Annotated in this window: 10 protein-coding genes; 5 read left to right on the top strand and 5 right to left on the bottom strand. The window is 64.5% G+C overall.

Translation table 11 applies throughout. The features are described 5' to 3' along the window. Window positions 1-13 precede the first annotated feature (13 nt). Together LB535_RS24960 and LB535_RS24955 are read right to left on the bottom strand one after the other, a co-directional pair. Window positions 14-610 carry a DUF922 domain-containing protein gene (locus tag LB535_RS24960; protein ID WP_224634094.1) on the bottom strand — a complete coding sequence of 199 codons (597 nt, stop codon included), beginning with the start codon at window positions 608-610 and terminating at the stop codon, window positions 14-16. Window positions 611-744: 134 nt separating this feature from the next. Then, on the bottom strand, window positions 745-2,424 hold the full coding sequence (locus LB535_RS24955) for an electron transfer flavoprotein-ubiquinone oxidoreductase (RefSeq protein ID WP_224634093.1): 1,680 nt from the start codon (window positions 2,422-2,424) through the stop codon (window positions 745-747). Between the two features lie 251 nt (window positions 2,425-2,675). Here LB535_RS24955 and LB535_RS24950 point away from each other — a divergent pair, with 251 nt between their 5' ends. The 3 genes from LB535_RS24950 (at window position 2,676) to LB535_RS24940 (ending at window position 5,451) form a co-directional block, all read left to right on the top strand. After that, window positions 2,676-3,314, top strand: coding sequence for a hypothetical protein (locus LB535_RS24950; protein ID WP_224628832.1), 639 nt, complete (start codon window positions 2,676-2,678; stop codon window positions 3,312-3,314). A gap of 202 nt (window positions 3,315-3,516) precedes the next feature. Next, window positions 3,517-4,434 (top strand): uracil-DNA glycosylase family protein, encoded by a 918-nt coding sequence (locus LB535_RS24945; RefSeq protein WP_224634092.1) that lies wholly within the window; start codon window positions 3,517-3,519, stop codon window positions 4,432-4,434. A gap of 207 nt (window positions 4,435-4,641) precedes the next feature. Then, the gene (locus tag LB535_RS24940) at window positions 4,642-5,451 is read left to right on the top strand and encodes a helix-turn-helix domain-containing protein (RefSeq protein WP_224634107.1); all 810 of its coding nucleotides are present in this window, start codon (window positions 4,642-4,644) and stop codon (window positions 5,449-5,451) included. Between the two features lie 224 nt (window positions 5,452-5,675). Here the strand turns inward: LB535_RS24940 and LB535_RS24935 are convergent, their stop codons facing one another. Next, window positions 5,676-6,623: a DMT family transporter gene (locus LB535_RS24935; RefSeq protein ID WP_224634091.1), complete on the bottom strand. Its 948-nt coding sequence runs from the start codon at window positions 6,621-6,623 to the stop codon at window positions 5,676-5,678. A 209-nt stretch (window positions 6,624-6,832) separates the two neighbouring features. Between LB535_RS24935 and pepN the strand changes: the two genes are divergently transcribed. Together pepN and LB535_RS24925 are read left to right on the top strand one after the other, a co-directional pair. Next, entirely contained in the window at window positions 6,833-9,478 is a 2,646-nt protein-coding gene (gene pepN / locus LB535_RS24930; protein WP_224634090.1) for an aminopeptidase N, read from the top strand. Between the two features lie 335 nt (window positions 9,479-9,813). Further along, window positions 9,814-12,135 carry a PAS domain-containing sensor histidine kinase gene (locus LB535_RS24925; protein WP_224634089.1) on the top strand — a complete coding sequence of 774 codons (2,322 nt, stop codon included), beginning with the start codon at window positions 9,814-9,816 and terminating at the stop codon, window positions 12,133-12,135. Window positions 12,136-12,364: 229 nt separating this feature from the next. On the opposite strand, the gene LB535_RS24920 is transcribed toward LB535_RS24925, so the two are convergent. Both LB535_RS24920 and LB535_RS24915 read right to left on the bottom strand, forming a co-directional pair. After that, complete coding sequence (locus LB535_RS24920; RefSeq protein ID WP_224634088.1) at window positions 12,365-12,607, bottom strand: hypothetical protein; 243 nt, start codon at window positions 12,605-12,607, stop codon at window positions 12,365-12,367. Window positions 12,608-12,849: 242 nt separating this feature from the next. Further along, window positions 12,850-15,825, bottom strand: a complete 2,976-nt coding sequence (locus LB535_RS24915; RefSeq protein WP_224634087.1) for a bifunctional [glutamine synthetase] adenylyltransferase/[glutamine synthetase]-adenylyl-L-tyrosine phosphorylase — start codon at window positions 15,823-15,825, stop codon at window positions 12,850-12,852. Window positions 15,826-15,835: the final 10 nt, after the last annotated feature.

Genomic DNA, 15,835 nt, shown 5'->3' with positions numbered 1-15,835 from the left:
ACGGGCTGAAGTTTCAGTTCTTCCCCATCAATGCATTGACCAGTTTCTCGACATGGCCGCCGTCGCGGTGCTCGCGCGCGTCGAAGGCATTCTGCCTGGCCTCGTAGTCGGCATAGATCGTGTCGATGCGATGCCTGGCGTCCCAGCGAAGACCGGTGCAGAACCAGTTATCCGGCCGCTCGAGCCCGGCAAGCGCCGTCTCGGTTGTCCGCATCATCTGCTTGGCGATGCGGCCATGGGTATGCTCATGCTGGCGCACGCCGGCCATGAAACGGTCCCAGCGCTCGCGCAGGACCGGGCCGGACGGCGATGTGAGGCGCGGAAAGGTGTAGGTCAGGTCGATCATGCCGGTGGCCTGACGCAGCCGACAGATGCCGTTGTCCCGTTTCACGTCGAGGTTCCAATGCACGGTATAGCCGGTCTCGGCGATGGCGCGCGTGGCATGGCCGTGCCTCGGCCCGAGGCCATCCATCGCCTCGATCAGTTCAGCCCCGGTCCTGCCGGTGACGTCATAGCTGCGCACATGCACGGTCAGCTTGGTGCCGGCGGAGGCAGGCGCGCAAAAAAGCATGCCGGTAGCAGCTAAAATCGCCAGGCTGATGCGCCGCATGTCCGCCTCCTCGTTTGACGCGAAGCAGACCATACTCGGCGCCCGGCTTCAACGGTCTCTGCCGATAAGGCGCGGCTACCCGACCTTCGCCGGGCCTGTTGGAGCGGCAGTCGAGACGGCCCGGTCGGAGTGGATCACATGCCCTGGTAAACCGGGCCTTCGCCGCCTTGTGGCGGCACCCAGTTGATGTTCCGGTTCGGATCCTTGATGTCGCAGGTCTTGCAGTGCACGCAGTTCTGCGCGTTGATGACGAAGCGCACATCCTTGGCCGACGGGTCAGCTGCGGCGTTGCCGTCCTTGTCCACCCACTCATAGACGCCGGCCGGGCAATAGCGGGTCGAGGGACCGGCAAAGACATCGTGCTCGGAACGCTGCTGCAGCGCCATGTCGCCGACGATCAGGTGCACCGGCTCGTTTTCCTCATGGTTGGTATTCGACAGGAACACCGAGGACAGCCGGTCGAAGGTCAGCACGCCATCCGGCTTCGGATAGGCGATCTTCTGATGCTGGGCGGCGGGTTCGAGCGTCGCATAGTCGGCCTTGCCATGCTTCAGCGTACCGAAAGGCGAGAAGCCGAACAGCGTGTTCAGCCACATGTCGAGACCGCCGATGCCGACGCCGACAATGGTGCCGAAGCGCGACCAGAGGGGCTTGACGTTGCGGACCTTCTTCAGGTCCTTGCCGATGTCGGTGCCGCGCCAGGCTTCCTCGTAGGAAGCGAGCTCGTCATTGGCGCGGCCGCCGGCAATCGCCCCGGCCACATGCTCGGCCGCCAGCATGCCGGAGAGCACCGCATTGTGCGAGCCCTTGATGCGCGGCACGTTGACGAAGCCTGCCGCGCAACCCATCAGCACGCCGCCGGGGAAGGAAAGCTTCGGCACCGACTGCCAGCCGCCCTCGGTGATGGCGCGTGCGCCGTAGCCGATGCGCTTAGCGCCCTCGAAGGTGCCGGCGATCGCCGGATGGGTCTTGAAGCGCTGGAATTCCTCAAAGGGCGACAGATAAGGGTTCTTGTAGTTCAGGTGGACGACGAAGCCGACCGCCACCTGGTTGTCCTCAAGATGGTAGAGGAAGGAGCCGCCACCAGTCTTCATGTCGAGCGGCCAGCCGAAGGAATGCTGCACGAGGCCCGGCTTGTGGTTCTCGGGCTTCACCTGCCAGAGCTCCTTGAGGCCGATGCCATATTTGCCGGGCTCGCGGCCTTCGGAAAGCTTGTATCTGGCGATGAGCTGCTTGGCCAAAGATCCCCGCGCGCCTTCGCCGATCAGCACATATTTGCCCATCAGCGCCATGCCGGGCGCGTAGGCCGGGCCATGCGTGCCGTCCTTCTCGACGCCCATGTCGCCGGTGATGACGCCGGTGACGGCGCCGGCCTCGTTGTAGACGAGGCTTGCCGCGGCAAAACCCGGATAGATCTCGACGCCCAGCGCCTCGGCCTTGGTCGCGAGCCAGCGGCAGACATTGCCCAGCGAGACGATGTAATTGCCGTGGTTGTTCATCAGCGGCGGCATCAGGAAGTTCGGCAGGCGGAAGGAACCGGCGGGCCCGAGCACCAGGAAATGGTCGTCCGTCACCGGTGTCTTGAACGGATGGCCCTCCTCTTCGCGCCAGCCGGGCAGCAGCCGGTCGATGCCGATCGGGTCGACGACTGCGCCGGAGAGGATATGGGCGCCAACCTCACCGCCCTTCTCTAGGACGACGACGGAAAGGTCCGGGTTGAGCTGCTTCAGACGGATCGCGGCGGCAAGGCCGGCGGGACCAGCGCCGACGATCACCACGTCGAATTCCATGCTCTCGCGTTCGATTTCGCTCATCGGCCCCTCACTGGCTCGCCATGTTCTCGCATTGTGCTGGCTCATGCGCTGCATAGCGCATCAATTCGCGACGCGAAACCGGCGCTGACGTGACAACAGCGATTTCGACAAAAAGTCGCGGTTTTCCCTACGAAACGGTCGCCGCGCAGGCCATGGCCAAGCATAGGCCAGCGCCACTTGGTTGACAGGCCAGGCGGCGACGGCATGTTTTTAATTGTTCGACGGCTTGGTTATCGGCGATACTTCGCGTCATGCGCAGTCCAGAGCCAGCCGGCTTTTCATCGAAGCGCTTACTCTTCACGCCAGGCATGGCCTGGCGCGCGGTTCTTCCGCTCCTCTTTTTGACCCTTCCGGCGGAAGCCGATCCGGTGAAGGTTTGGGCGACCGGCGCTTATTCCTTCTCCGACGAGCTGGGTGGCTTCCGCATCACGGGGGCGTCTGGCATCGGCACCAAGGAAGACCCGCTGGTCATCAGGGAGGAATTGAACACGGCGACGCCGGTAACGCTGACGATCCGTGCGACCAAGCCGATCGAGCCCTTCGGCAAGGCCGGCGAGGTCGCCAACGGCGTGATGTACATGCGCATCGACGTGCTCAACAACAGCGCGCTGCCCTGGGTGGAGTTCCAGTTCGAGCTGCAGGAAATCCTCGACCAGCCGAGCGTGTTCGGCGACGGCCTGTCCTTCGACCAGCGTAACAAGACGCCCGACAACATCTGGTCGAGCAATTTCGCCGATTTCGACCGCCGGTTCGAACCCTATGACCGGCTGCTGTTCCGCAACGGCAAGATCGACCCGCTGAAGACGGCGACCTTCGATTTCCTGGTCACCGATTATACGCCGCGCTGGACGTTTTACATCGTGCAGGATCCCCGCATACCCACTGGGTGAAAGCATATCGATATTCAGGTGATGCCGGCCTGCAAATGGCGGTTTCCTGCGCTTCCGGTGCTCACGTACGAAAAGTACGCTCCGCTCCGGTTCTCGGAAACCACCATTTTCGACTCGGCCTGACCTGAATCTCGACATGCTCCAATACAGGCGAACGTGGCTTAACCTTGCAAATCGACGCCGCGCGGACAATGGTGGCACCATGACTGCCGCCTCCCCCAGCACACCTGCCGAGATCGCCGAACTGCTCGCCTTCTATGCCAGCGCCGGCGTCGACGACGCGCTGGAAGACGCGCCGGTCAACCGGTTTGCCGAAGCGGCGGCGAAGTCGGCCGAACGCAGGCCTGCCGAGCGGGCGCCGCCTCGCGACGCAAGACCCGAGAGCCGCCCGGCATCCGGGCAGGTCCCGGAGCGGCCCCAGGCGCCCGTGCCGGCAACGCCATCATCCGGCCTCGACGCGCGCAACATTCCGGACGCTCCGGCGCGCGTGCCGGCTGCCACCGTCCCCGACGAGGCGCAGGCGCTGCTTGCCCGGCAACTGGCCGCAAGCGCCTCGACGCTCGAGGAACTGCGCCAGCACATGGCTGCCTTCGACGGCTGCAATCTCAAATTCACGGCCAAGAACCTGGTCTTCGCCGACGGCAATCCGAACGCCGACCTGATGCTGGTCGGCGAAGCGCCGGGCAGAGACGAGGATCTTGAAGGCCTGCCCTTTGTCGGCCGCTCCGGCCGGCTGCTCGACCGCATGCTGGCCGCGATCGGCCTCGACCGCGGTTCGGCCTATATCGCCAACGTCATTCCGTGGCGGCCGCCGGGCAACCGTACGCCGACGCCGCACGAGACCGAAATCTGCCGGCCCTTCATCGAAAGGCAGATCGAGCTGGTCAATCCCAAGGTGCTGGTCAATCTCGGCGGCCCATCGGCCAAGACGCTGCTCAACACGACCGAGGGCATCCTGCGCCTGCGCGGCAATTGGCGTGTGCATACGACCGCTTCCGGGGTTGCCATCCCGGCGATGCCGACGCTGCACCCGGCCTATCTGCTCAGGACGCCGGCGCACAAGAAACTGGCGTGGCGGGATTTTCTCGAGGTCAAGGCAAAGTTGAAGGGGTTGGCGTGAGCACTTTTTCCTTCTCCCCTTGTGGGAGAAGGTGCCCGAAGGGCGGATGAGGGGTGCTCCAGGGAATGCCACCGTCTCAGTCCGCTGGAACACCCCTCATCCGTCTCGGCGCTGCGCGCCGATCCACCTTCTCCCACAAGGGGAGAAGGCGGAGCTATGACCTCAAAGGTAATTGAACTGCGTCCCTCGCCGCCCTACTCCTCTCCCATGACCACATCCGAACCTTCCGCCGGCAGCCTGATCCGCGAATGGCGCACGCGGCGGCGCATGAGCCAACTCGACCTCGCCATGGAGGCCGATATCTCGCAGCGGCATCTCTCCTTCGTCGAAAGCGGCCGGGCCCAGCCGTCGCGCGACATGGTTCTGCATTTGGCCGAGCAGCTGTCGATTCCACTGCGCCAACGCAATCAACTGTTGCTTGCCGCCGGCTTCGCGCCGAGCTTCAGCGAAAAGCCGCTGACCGATGCGACGCTGGCGCCGGCGCTTGCCGCCGTCGAGACCGTGCTCAAGGGCCACGAGCCCTTTCCGGCACTGGCGGTGGACCGGCACTGGAACCTTATTTCCGCCAATGGCGCGATCGCCCCGTTCCTTACCGATATTTCCGAGCCGTCCCTGCTCACGCCGCCAGTCAACGTGCTGAGGCTCAGCCTGCACCCGGACGGCGTGGCACCGCGCATCGTCAATCTGGCGGAGTGGCGCGCGCATCTGCTGGAGCGGCTCAAGCACCAGAACGACGCCACCGGCGACCCGGTGCTGATTGAGCTGGAGCGAGAGTTGCGCGCCTATCCGTTGGGCCTGAGAAGCAGCCGGCCCGCACCCGTCGAGCCGAGCGGCATCGTCCATCCGCTCAAGCTCGCGCATGGCGACGCCGTGCTGTCCTTCATCAGCACGATCACAGTCTTCGGCACGCCGCTCGACGTCACGCTGTCGGAGCTGGCGATCGAGTCTTTCTTCCCTGCGGATGAGCAGACCCGGGCGGTGCTGGTGCGGCTGGCGAAGGAGCGGAGCTCTCAATAGCTCAAAATTAGAAAGGCCGAGGGACAGCACCCCCCTCTGTCCTGCCGGACATCTCCCCCGCAAGGGGGGAGATTGGCAGCTCCCGCGCCTCGCCCACCCCGCACCGGTGGTGGGTTGGCGAAAACAGCCGCGACAGCTGATCTCCCCCCTTGCGGGGGAGATGTCCGGCAGGCCAGAGGGGGGTGTGAAGGAACTCGGCCTTTGAAGCTACTCTTTGAAACAGTTCACCCCTGCGGCGGCGCGGCCGTCCTGGTGCGCGTGCGCTCCAGGCCGAGCTTCCGCTCGCGCCAGATGATGAAAATGCCGGCGGCGACCACGATCACGCCGCCGATTAGCGTGTTGAGCGAGGTCACATCGCCGAAGACGAAATAACCGACGACGACGCCGAGGATCATCGAGGTGTATTCGAACGGCGCCACGACCGAGGCTTCGGCGTGGCGGTAGGCCGCCGTCATCAGGATCTGGCCGAGCCCGCCGCAGAAGCCCGCGAAGACGAGGAGCGCGGCCTGCATCGGCGTCAGGGCCTGCCAGCCGAAGGGCAGCGTCAAGAGCGACAACACCGAAGCCGTCGAGGAGAACCACAGCACGATGGTCGCCGTCTTCTCCGTCTGCACGAGATTGCGCACCAGAAGCATGGCGACCGCCGAAATCGCGGCGGCGATCAGCGCGGCCATGACGCCCAGCAGCTCCTGGTCGTCGAGGCCTTCACCGGAATTGAGCAGCGTCAGCTCGGGCCAGGAGATGATCAGCACGCCGGCAAGACCGACCGCCACCGCGCTCCAGCGGTAGACGCGGATCGTCTCGCCGAGGAAGACAGAGGAGAACACCACGACCAGCAGCGGCTGGGCGTAGTTTAGCGTGATGGCCTCCGGCAGCGGCAGCCTGGTCAGCGCGAAGAAGCCGAGCCCCATGGCGCCGACGCCGACGACGCCACGCGCGATATGGTTGAACGGCCGCCTGGTCGTGAACGCGGTGGCGAGCTCACCCTTGAAGGCCAGGAAAGCGATGATCGGGAAGATGGCGAAGAAGGAGCGGAAGAAGACGATCTGTCCGGCGGGCACGTCGCCGGCCGCCTTGATGCAGGTCTGCATGCCAACGAAGACCGTCACCGACACGATCTTCAGCGTAATGCCGCGCAGCGTGTTGTGGCCGACGGCATGATCGACGGTCATCTTGCCTCATAAGGATAGTCGGGAAACGAAGCCGCGAAATAGGCCAACAGCAATTCCAGGAAAAGGGTGTAACGGTTTCCGTCCGGAATTGCGAAACACAACCTATGCCGCAGTTTTGTCGAGTGGCCGTTTCGTGTAAAGAGCGCGCACCCTCAAAATTCTTGGACCAGCCAGGCCGGCTGGCCGCCTCGACAGGAAAAGCTCAAGGAATGCGCACAGATACCGGCCATGTCTTCAAGCTCGAAGATTATCGCCCCTGCGACTATCTCATCCCGAGGACCAGCCTCGACTTTCGCCTGTCACCGGACGCGACCCATGTGACCGCGCTGCTCACCATCGAGCGACGCGAGGGCGTCGCCGCCTCGGCGCCGCTGGTGCTCGACGGCGACGGGCTGACGCTGCTCGGCGTCGCCATCGATGGGCACGCGCTCGCAGCCGGCGACTATGAGGCGACGCCGGACCGGCTGACGATTCTGAAGCCGCCGGCGGCGCAGCGTTTCGAGCTCCGCCTGGAGACGGAGATCGCGCCTTCGCGCAACGAGGCGCTTATGGGCTTGTACCGCTCCAGCAACGTCTATTGCACGCAATGCGAGGCCGAAGGCTTTCGCCGCATCACCTATTTTCTCGACCGTCCCGATATCCTGTCGGTCTACACTGTGCGCATCGAAGCGCCGCACAACGAGGCGCCGCTCTTGCTTTCAAACGGCAATCCCGTCGAACGCGGCGCGCTCGCCGACGGACGCCATTATGCGGTCTGGCACGACCCCTTCCCCAAACCCTCCTACCTTTTTGCACTGGTGGCGGGCGCGCTTGGCAAGGTGGCTGGCAGCTTCACCACCATGTCCGGCCGCGAGGTCGAGCTCGGCATCTATGTCGAACCCGGCAAGGAACGGCTTGCCGGCTACGCGATGGACGCGCTGAAACGCTCGATGAAATGGGACGAGGAAGCCTTCGGCCGCGAATACGACCTCGACGTCTTCAACATCGTCGCCGTATCCGACTTCAACATGGGCGCCATGGAGAACAAGGGCCTCAACGTCTTCAACGACAAATATGTGCTGGCCGACGAGGAGACCGCGACGGATGCCGACTTCGCCAATATCGAGGCGATCATCGCGCATGAGTATTTCCACAATTGGACCGGCAACAGAATCACTTGCCGCGACTGGTTCCAGCTCTGCCTGAAGGAAGGGCTGACGGTTTACCGCGACCACGAATTCTCCGCCGACCAGCGCTCGCGGGCGGTGAAGCGCATCGCCGAGGTGCGCACGCTGCGCGCGCACCAGTTCCCGGAAGACCAGGGGCCGCTCGCGCATCCGGTCAGGCCGCGCCGCTACCGCGAGATCAACAACTTCTACACGGCGACCGTCTACGAGAAGGGCTCGGAAGTGGTGCGCATGATCCGCACCATCCTCGGCGCGGAGACCTTCCGTGCCGGCATGGACCTCTATTTCGAGCGGCATGACGGCGAGGCGGCGACCATCGAGGATTTCCTCAAAGTGTTCGAGGACGTCTCCGGCAGAGACCTTGGGCAATTCGCGCTCTGGTACCACCAGGCCGGCACCCCGAACCTGACGGTGAGTTCCACGCACAATGCGGCGGCGAAGGAGTTCACCCTGGAGATCGAGCAGTCGGTGCCGCCGACGCCGTCGGAAAGCCGCAAGCGGCTGATGCATATCCCCTTGGCCTTCGGCCTGGTCGGCGCCAATGGCAAGCCCGTCACCTGGACGGCCGTCGAGGGCGCAACGGTGGATGACGGTGTCATCCATATCCGCAAGCGCCGGCACACGGTGCGCTTCTCGGGTATTTCGCAACGGCCTTCGGTGTCGCTCAACCGCGGCTTCTCGGCGCCGATCACGCTTTCCGTGCAGCAGAAGGCCGACGACCAGTTCTTCCTCGCGGCGCATGACAGCGATGCCTTCGCGCGCTGGCAGGCGTTCAACACGCTGCTGACCGACGCGCTGATCGTCGCCTTCCGCCAGATCCTCGGCGGCAGGGAGCCGGCCTTCGCGGCACGGCTCGCCGAGCTTGCCGGCAGGATCGCCGGCGACGAGGCGCTGGAGCCGGCCTACCGGGCACTGGCGCTGTCGCTGCCCGGCGAAGCCGACATCGCCCGCGACATCGGCAAGGGCATCGATCCAGACGCCATCTTCGCCGCGCGCGAGGCGCTGGCGCGGGCGATTGCCGAGGCAAACGGCGAGACCTTCGCGGCGCTCCATGACCGGCTTGCCGACAACGGGCCTTTCAGTCCGGACGCGGCGAGCGCCGGACGCCGGGCCCTGCGCAACACCCTTCTCGACTATCTTTCGCTGCTGCCGGGCGGCGCGGGCCTCGCCGCGCGACACTTCACCGCCGCCACCAATATGACCGACCGCGCCGCGGCGCTCGCCGTGCTGGCGCATCGCCATTCAGGCACGGCCGAGGCCGAAGAAGCGCTGGCCGCTTTCGAGGTCCGCTATCGCGGCGACGCGCTGGTGCTCGACAAATGGTTCCAGATCCAGGCTGGCGTGCCCGGAGCAAGGACCGTCGAGAAAGTGCGCGAGCTCACGCAGCATCCGGCTTTCTCGATCGCCAACCCGAACCGGGTTCGTTCCCTGATCGGCACCTTCTCCAGCGCCAACCAGACCGGCTTCCATCGCCCCGACGGCGAAGGTTACCGTTTCTTCGCCGAGACGGTGCTGGAAGTGGAGAAGCGCAACCCGCAAGTGGCGGCGCGGCTGGCCACGGCGCTACGCTCCTGGCGCTCGCTCGAGCCTGGACGTCAGGCCAAGGCCAGGCAGGCGCTGCTCGACATGGCGAAGGTCGAGAACCTGTCGGCGGATCTGCGCGATATCGTCGAGCGGACGCTGGCGTGATTAGCAATCTCCCCCCTCGTGGGGGAGATGCCCGGCAGGGCAGAGGGGGCGCGAAGGATCGCAACGTCTGCTCTTTACCAATGGGTCCAAAAGCTACCTTATGTTGAGGCCATTGAACGGTTGGGAGGGCTGGCGGGACAGCGCCCCCCTCTGGCCTGCCGGCCATCTCCCCACGAGGGGGTAGATCAGCAGTTGCGACGAATTTCAATCAACTTTTAATCTTTTTCGCCCGCGCCTCTGGACAAGGCGAATCGGCTTTGATTCTTTAATGGCGATTCGGGGCGTGCGGCGTAGCCGGATCATCCAAGTATGCGGCAAATCGGGGAGTGCCATTTATGGCCAAGGCGGACGCGTGGGGCGCGCCCGGAGGGAAGGCTTTTGCGCGTCGCAAGGCAAGGAGCGACGGACTTGCCGGCAATGCGCGCCTGATCGCCGAACCCACCTATCAGCGGCTCCTGGCCGCCGAGCCGCTGCTGCGCCGGTCGATCCCGGCGCTGATCGTCGTTTTTCTCATCGTCATCGCGGCATTGCGCTTCCTGTCGCTGATGAACGAGCATGACGAGATCGAGCGCGACGCCAAGGCAGTGCTGGCGCTCGCCGCCGGCCAGATGGCGCAGGCGATCACCGCGGATCCCAGCGCGGCCGGCGTCAGTGCCACGAGCCTCCTGGAGAACATCAGCCGCCAGGGCGCCATGAGCCGCGCCCATGTGCTCGCCGTCACCGACGCCAACTTCAAGGTCATCGCCGTTTCGCCGTTGTCGACGGGCTGGCAGGGCCGCACGCTGGACAGCTTGGTCCTGGGCGGCCAGCCGCTGTTCATGTTCGGCGACCGCGCCGGCGTGATGGATGTCAGCACCGGCGGACAGGATTGGTTTGCCGCTGTCAGCCTCAGCGGCGACCGCAAACACGCGGCCGCAGTGCTGGTGCCGAAGGAAGCGGTGTTCGACAGCTGGCGCAAGTCTATGTCGCTCAACGTCACGCTGTTCGTGCTGACGGCGGGCGTGCTGATCGTCATCCTCTACGCCTATTTCGGCCAGGCGGCGCGCGCCCAGGCGGCGGACCGCATCTATCTCGAAGCGCATCAGCGCATCGACATGGCGCTGGTGCGCGGCCGCTGTGGGTTGTGGGACTGGGATATGGTGCGCGGCAAGATGTACTGGTCGCGCTCGATGTACGACATGCTGGGCTATGAGCCCTGCGACACGATGCTCTCCTTCGGCGAGGTCGACGAGATCGTCCACCCGGAAGACGGCGACCTGTTCGAGCTCGCCAACCGCATCATCGAACGCGAGATTGACCATATCGACCAGGTCTTTCGCATGCGCCACGCCGACGGACAATGGGTATGGATGCGAGCCCGCGCCCAGGTGATCGACCCGGAGGCGCCGGAGATTCAGCTGATCGGCATCGCCGTCGACGTCACCGAGCAGCGGCATCTGGCGCTGCGTTCGGAAGCGGCCGACATGCGGCTCAGGACAGCGATCGAGAACATCAACGAATCCTTCGTTCTGTGGGATGCCGCCGAACGGCTGATCATGTGCAATTCGAAGTTCCAGAAGGACAATGGGCTGTCGGATCGCGACGTAGTGCCGGGCGCGACGCGCGATATGCTGGAGCAGCGCATGCTGGCCTTCGCCTCGGAGCGCAGGTTGGCCAATGCCAACGGGCCGCATGGCGGCATCACACTCGAGCGCCAGCTCGCCGACGGCCGCTGGCTGCAGGTCAACGAGCTCAGGACCCGCGACGGCGGTGTCGTCTCGGTCGGCTCCGACATCACCCAGATAAAGCTGCATCAGGAAAAGCTGGTCGACAGCGAGCGCCGGCTGATGGCGACGATCCACGATCTCAGCCTCGCGCGGCGCGCCGAGGAGGAACGCGCCAGCGAACTGGTCGAGCTCAACCGCAAATACATGAAGGAAACCGAGCGCGCCGAGGCGGCCAATCGCGCCAAGTCGGAATTCCTCGCCAACATGTCGCATGAATTGCGCACGCCGCTCAACGCCATCATCGGCTTCTCCGAATTGATGCAGCAGGGCCTGTTCGGACCGCTCGGCTCGGAGCGCTATGAGGAATACGCGACCGACATCAACGGCAGCGGCAAATACCTGCTCGGCGTCATCAACGACATCCTCGATATGTCGAAGATCGAAGCGGGCCAGTTCTCGCTCGACCACGAGGAGATCGACCTCTGCCCGCTGATCAAGGAAACGGTGCGGGTGATCTCGCTGCAGGCAGCGGAGAAGTCGATCAATGTCGAGACGCGCATCGCCGATACGATGCGGCTCTATGCCGACCGCCGCGCGATCAAGCAGATCGCCATCAACCTTCTTTCCAATGCGGTGAAATTCACCGGACAGGGCGGCAAGATCACGGTCAGAGCGCGCAACACGTCGGGCGCGCTGCTGCTCACCATCGAGGACAATGGCTGCGGTATCCCCAAGCAGGCGCTGAGCAAGCTCGGCCGGCCGTTCGAGCAGGTGCAGAACCAGTTCTCCAAGAACCACACAGGCTCGGGCCTCGGGCTCGCCATCTCGCGCTCGCTGGCCGAATTGCAGGGCGGCGCGCTGAAGATCCGTTCGACCGAGGGTGTCGGCACGATCGTGTCGGTACGCATTCCGCTGAAGAAGGCGCCGTCCGCGGTGAAGGCGGCGGCTTAGAGCGTTTCACCGTTTCATGAAAACGGCGAACCGCTCTAGCTCTTTGTTTTTACGCAATTCCGAACGGAAAACCGCACACACTTTTCCTGGAATTGCTCTAGTTCAGAATGCGGAATTTCCAAAGGCTCCGGCGGACAGCGCCCCCTCCGTCCTGCTGGACATCTCACTTCCGGCTTGCCCCGGGCCGGTCAGGGCGGCAATCAGTCAAACCCAACGGACTGTCGGGTCGCTAAACTGGACCGGTAAGGTTTAAATCATTTGCTGCTGCAGATGCCGGACTTGCATCGGCGCCTTTCGACGCCCGTCTATAGATCAAGCTGATGACCAGACCGATATATCCGACCTGCAGAATGATCATGGCCAGGATTGCCCATCCAAGCACCGCCCAGACAGAACCAGTTTCGTTGTAAGCCCAGATCGCCACGATGAATGACGTCGTGAACATGCCTACCAAAAATTTCGGAAGATCCATAATTGCCCAGCGCCCCAATGCATGGCGATTTAGGCGGCTTTCAAATCAGCCGTTAAGAACCCGCCGCTCCATTTGCGAAGCGGCGGGGCCCCCCATCGTCGGGGTGATGGTTGACCCCGGCATTGCTGACAGTGCAATTGCGGTGCCAGACCTATTGACCCATTACGGGACACCTCTGCCACTGGCGCAAGACCGGATCGCCGATTAATATTAACTGTGGCTAATGTGCCACCTGGGGAATCTCATGGCAACGATGCGGTTGATGGCGACGCTCCCGCACGAAGCAGACGGTCGAAATCTCTCCTGACCTTCCGCGACATCTCCTTGAGATGTGCTTCCAGCACAGCGAAATCCGGCAGGTCGGTGACCGCGAGCAGCAGATCCGAGAGTCCCGGCGGGACATCGTCGCGCTGGAACTCGCCGGTGAGGCAAAGCCTGATCATCTGGGTCAGCGCCAGATAGAGCCGATAGGCCTCGCCAAGCTCTTCACGCATATCGGCTGCGGCGAAGTCCGGAGAAAGCCGGGCCAGAATGTCGGCAGTCGCCGTGACCCGGCGGCCAGGTTCGATCGCGCCGGTAATGACCGCGACCTGCGCGATGAATTCCAGGTCGATGAGCCCGCCCGGGATCAGCTTGATGTCCCAGAGATCGCGCGGCGCCTTCTCCTTCTCGATCAGCGCACGCATGTCCGAGGCCTCGGCTTTGACCTTGGCCGCGTCGCGCGGCTGCCCCAGTACCGCCGCCACTTCCGTCTCGAGCTCGGCGCAGAGTTCGGCGTCGCCGCCGATGGCGCGGGCCCGTGCCAGCGCCAAGTGTTCCCAGGTCCACGCATCCTGGCGCTGATATTTCTTGAACGCGTCGATATGCGTGGCGACCGGCCCCTTGTTGCCTGATGGACGCAGGCGCAGATCCAGTTCGTAGAGCACACCTTCGGCCGTCGGCGCCGAGACGGCCGCGATCAGGCGCTGCGTCATGCGGGTATAGTAATGCGAAGGCGCCAGCGGCTTCTCGCCGTCGGAGTCCTCGGCGTCGGTGTCATGGTCATAGAGCAGGATGAGATCGACATCCGAACCCGCCGTAAGCTCGCGGCTGCCCAGCTTGCCCATGCCGAGCAGCGCCACCCTGCCGCCCGCGATGCTGCCGTGGCGCAGCGCGAATTCGGCGATCACGGCGTCGAGCGCCGCTTCGATGGTGAGATCGGCGAGATCCGAGAAGGCGCGCCCCGCCCGCGCCGGATCGATAGAGCCGGCAAGCAGGCGAACGCCGATCAGGAATTTCTGCTCGGAAGCGAAGATGCGCAGCCGGTCGAGCACATCCTCATAGGCGCGGTCGCCTTCGATAAAGGCGGCAAGCCGGGCCGAGAGATAGGCGCGATCCGGCAGTTCGGTGAGCAATGCCGGATCGAGCAGTCCGTCGAAGACATGCGGACGACGCGTGATGATCGCCGCCAGCCGAGGCGCGGCGCCCATGATGGTCGCCATCAGCTTGAGCAGCGCCGGGTTCGACTGCAGCAGCGAGAAAAGCTGGATACCGGCGGGCAGGCCGGCGAGGAACTCGTCGAAGCGCATCAGCGCCTCGTCGGCGCGCCGCGTCTGGCCGAAGGCTTTGAGCAGCGCCGGCGCCAATTCGGTCAGCCGCTCGCGCGCCTCGGCCGACTGGGTGACGCGGTAGCGGCCGAAATGCCAGCCGCGGATGACACGGCAGATGTCACTAGGCCGCTGGAAGCCCAGGCGATCGAGCGTCTGCAGCGTGTCGGGATCGTCGACATCGCCGGTGAAGACCAGATTGCCGACGCCGGCCGAAAGCTCGGGAGCAGTTTCGAACAGCGCCGCATAATGGCGCTCTACCTGCTGCAGCGAGGCGCGGAAGGTCTGGGTGAATTCCGCCTCGCCGGCAAAACCCAGCATCAGCGCGATGCGCTTCAGCTCCTCGTCTTCTTCCGGCAGGATATGCGTCTGCTCGTCCGCCACCATCTGGATGGCATGCTCGACGCGGCGCAGGAACCAGTATTGTCGCGTGAGCGCGTCGCGTGCGTCGGCGGTGATCCAGCCGCGCGCGGCGAGCGCTGCGAGCATCGGCACGGTTTCGCGGCCGCGCAGCTCCGGGAAGCGGCCGCCGGCGATGAGTTGCTGGGTCTGGACGAAGAACTCGATCTCGCGGATGCCGCCGCGGCCGAGCTTGACGTTATGGCCCTTCACCGCGATCTCGCCATGGCCCTTGTGGGCATGGATCTGGCGCTTGATCGAATGGACGTCGGCGATCGCCGCATAGTCCATGTATTTGCGCCAGACATAGGGCTGCAATTCCTTGAGGAAGGCCGCGCCCGCGGCAAGGTCGCCGGCAACCGGCCGCGCCTTGATCATGGCCGCCCGCTCCCAGTTCTGGCCGCGCGCCTCGTAATAGCGAAGTGCAGCCTCGACGGGGATCGCCAGCGGCGTCGAGCCGGGATCAGGGCGGAGCCTCAGATCGGTGCGAAACACATAGCCGTGCTCGGTGCGGTCCTGCAGGATGCGCACGAGCCGGCGGGTGAGGCGTGAGAACAGCTCGGTGGCGCCGAGCGGATCGATGACGGCCGGCGCCTCCGGATCGAAGAAGACGACGAGATCGATGTCGGAGGAAAAATTCAGCTCATGCGCGCCGAGCTTGCCCATGCCGAGCAGGATCCAGCCCGAATCCTTCGCCGGTTCCAACCGATCCGGCAGCTTGAGCTTGCCTTGCCGTTGCGCGTCGAGCAGCAGGAAATCGACAGCGGCTTTTGTGCAGGCATCCGCGAGATCGCTGAGACGGCGCACCGTCACCGCGGTCTCTGCCTCGCCCGAAAGGTCGGCCAGCGCGATCAAGAAATGCGCCTCCGTCTTCCACTGCCTGAGCGCCATCATCAGGCCCGATTCCGAGGCGTCATCCACCTTGGCCGCGCCGCCTATCGCCTCGCCGATGGCATCGAGCCGCGCTTCGATCGTCCGGTCGAACAGCGTGTCGAGAACGGATGGCCGGCGGCGCGCGACATCGCGCAGGAAGGGCGAGAGGTCGAAGACGGCCGCCAGCAGGTCTTGCAGTGGCCCCTCGCCCGCCAGGAACGCGGCGAGGCGCGAAAGCCCCTCTTCCTCGGCGGCATCGGCGATTTCCGACAATTCACGCCGGGCATGCTCCGCATCAAGGGGGCGGAGCGCCACTGTCGGGCTAAGCCGGAACTCGGATTCGATTTTCTTCTTCGCCATTTGTCCGCGC

The sequence above is a fragment of the Mesorhizobium sp. CA10 genome, from assembly GCF_020165285.1.
Classification (GTDB): domain Bacteria; phylum Pseudomonadota; class Alphaproteobacteria; order Rhizobiales; family Rhizobiaceae; genus Mesorhizobium.
This window is presented reverse-complemented; position numbering and strand designations above follow the sequence as displayed.

Coding starts and splice junctions, on each gene's coding strand:
- LB535_RS24915 (WP_224634087.1), bottom strand. CDS start 15,825: ATGGCGAAGAAGAAAATCGAATCCGAGTTCCGGCTTAGCCCGACAGTG.
- LB535_RS24920 (WP_224634088.1), bottom strand. CDS start 12,607: ATGGATCTTCCGAAATTTTTGGTAGGCATGTTCACGACGTCATTCATC.
- LB535_RS24940 (WP_224634107.1), top strand. CDS start 4,642: ATGACCACATCCGAACCTTCCGCCGGCAGCCTGATCCGCGAATGGCGC.
- LB535_RS24945 (WP_224634092.1), top strand. CDS start 3,517: ATGACTGCCGCCTCCCCCAGCACACCTGCCGAGATCGCCGAACTGCTC.
- LB535_RS24950 (WP_224628832.1), top strand. CDS start 2,676: ATGCGCAGTCCAGAGCCAGCCGGCTTTTCATCGAAGCGCTTACTCTTC.
- pepN (WP_224634090.1), top strand. CDS start 6,833: ATGCGCACAGATACCGGCCATGTCTTCAAGCTCGAAGATTATCGCCCC.
- LB535_RS24925 (WP_224634089.1), top strand. CDS start 9,814: ATGGCCAAGGCGGACGCGTGGGGCGCGCCCGGAGGGAAGGCTTTTGCG.
- LB535_RS24960 (WP_224634094.1), bottom strand. CDS start 610: ATGCGGCGCATCAGCCTGGCGATTTTAGCTGCTACCGGCATGCTTTTT.
- LB535_RS24935 (WP_224634091.1), bottom strand. CDS start 6,623: ATGACCGTCGATCATGCCGTCGGCCACAACACGCTGCGCGGCATTACG.
- LB535_RS24955 (WP_224634093.1), bottom strand. CDS start 2,424: ATGAGCGAAATCGAACGCGAGAGCATGGAATTCGACGTGGTGATCGTC.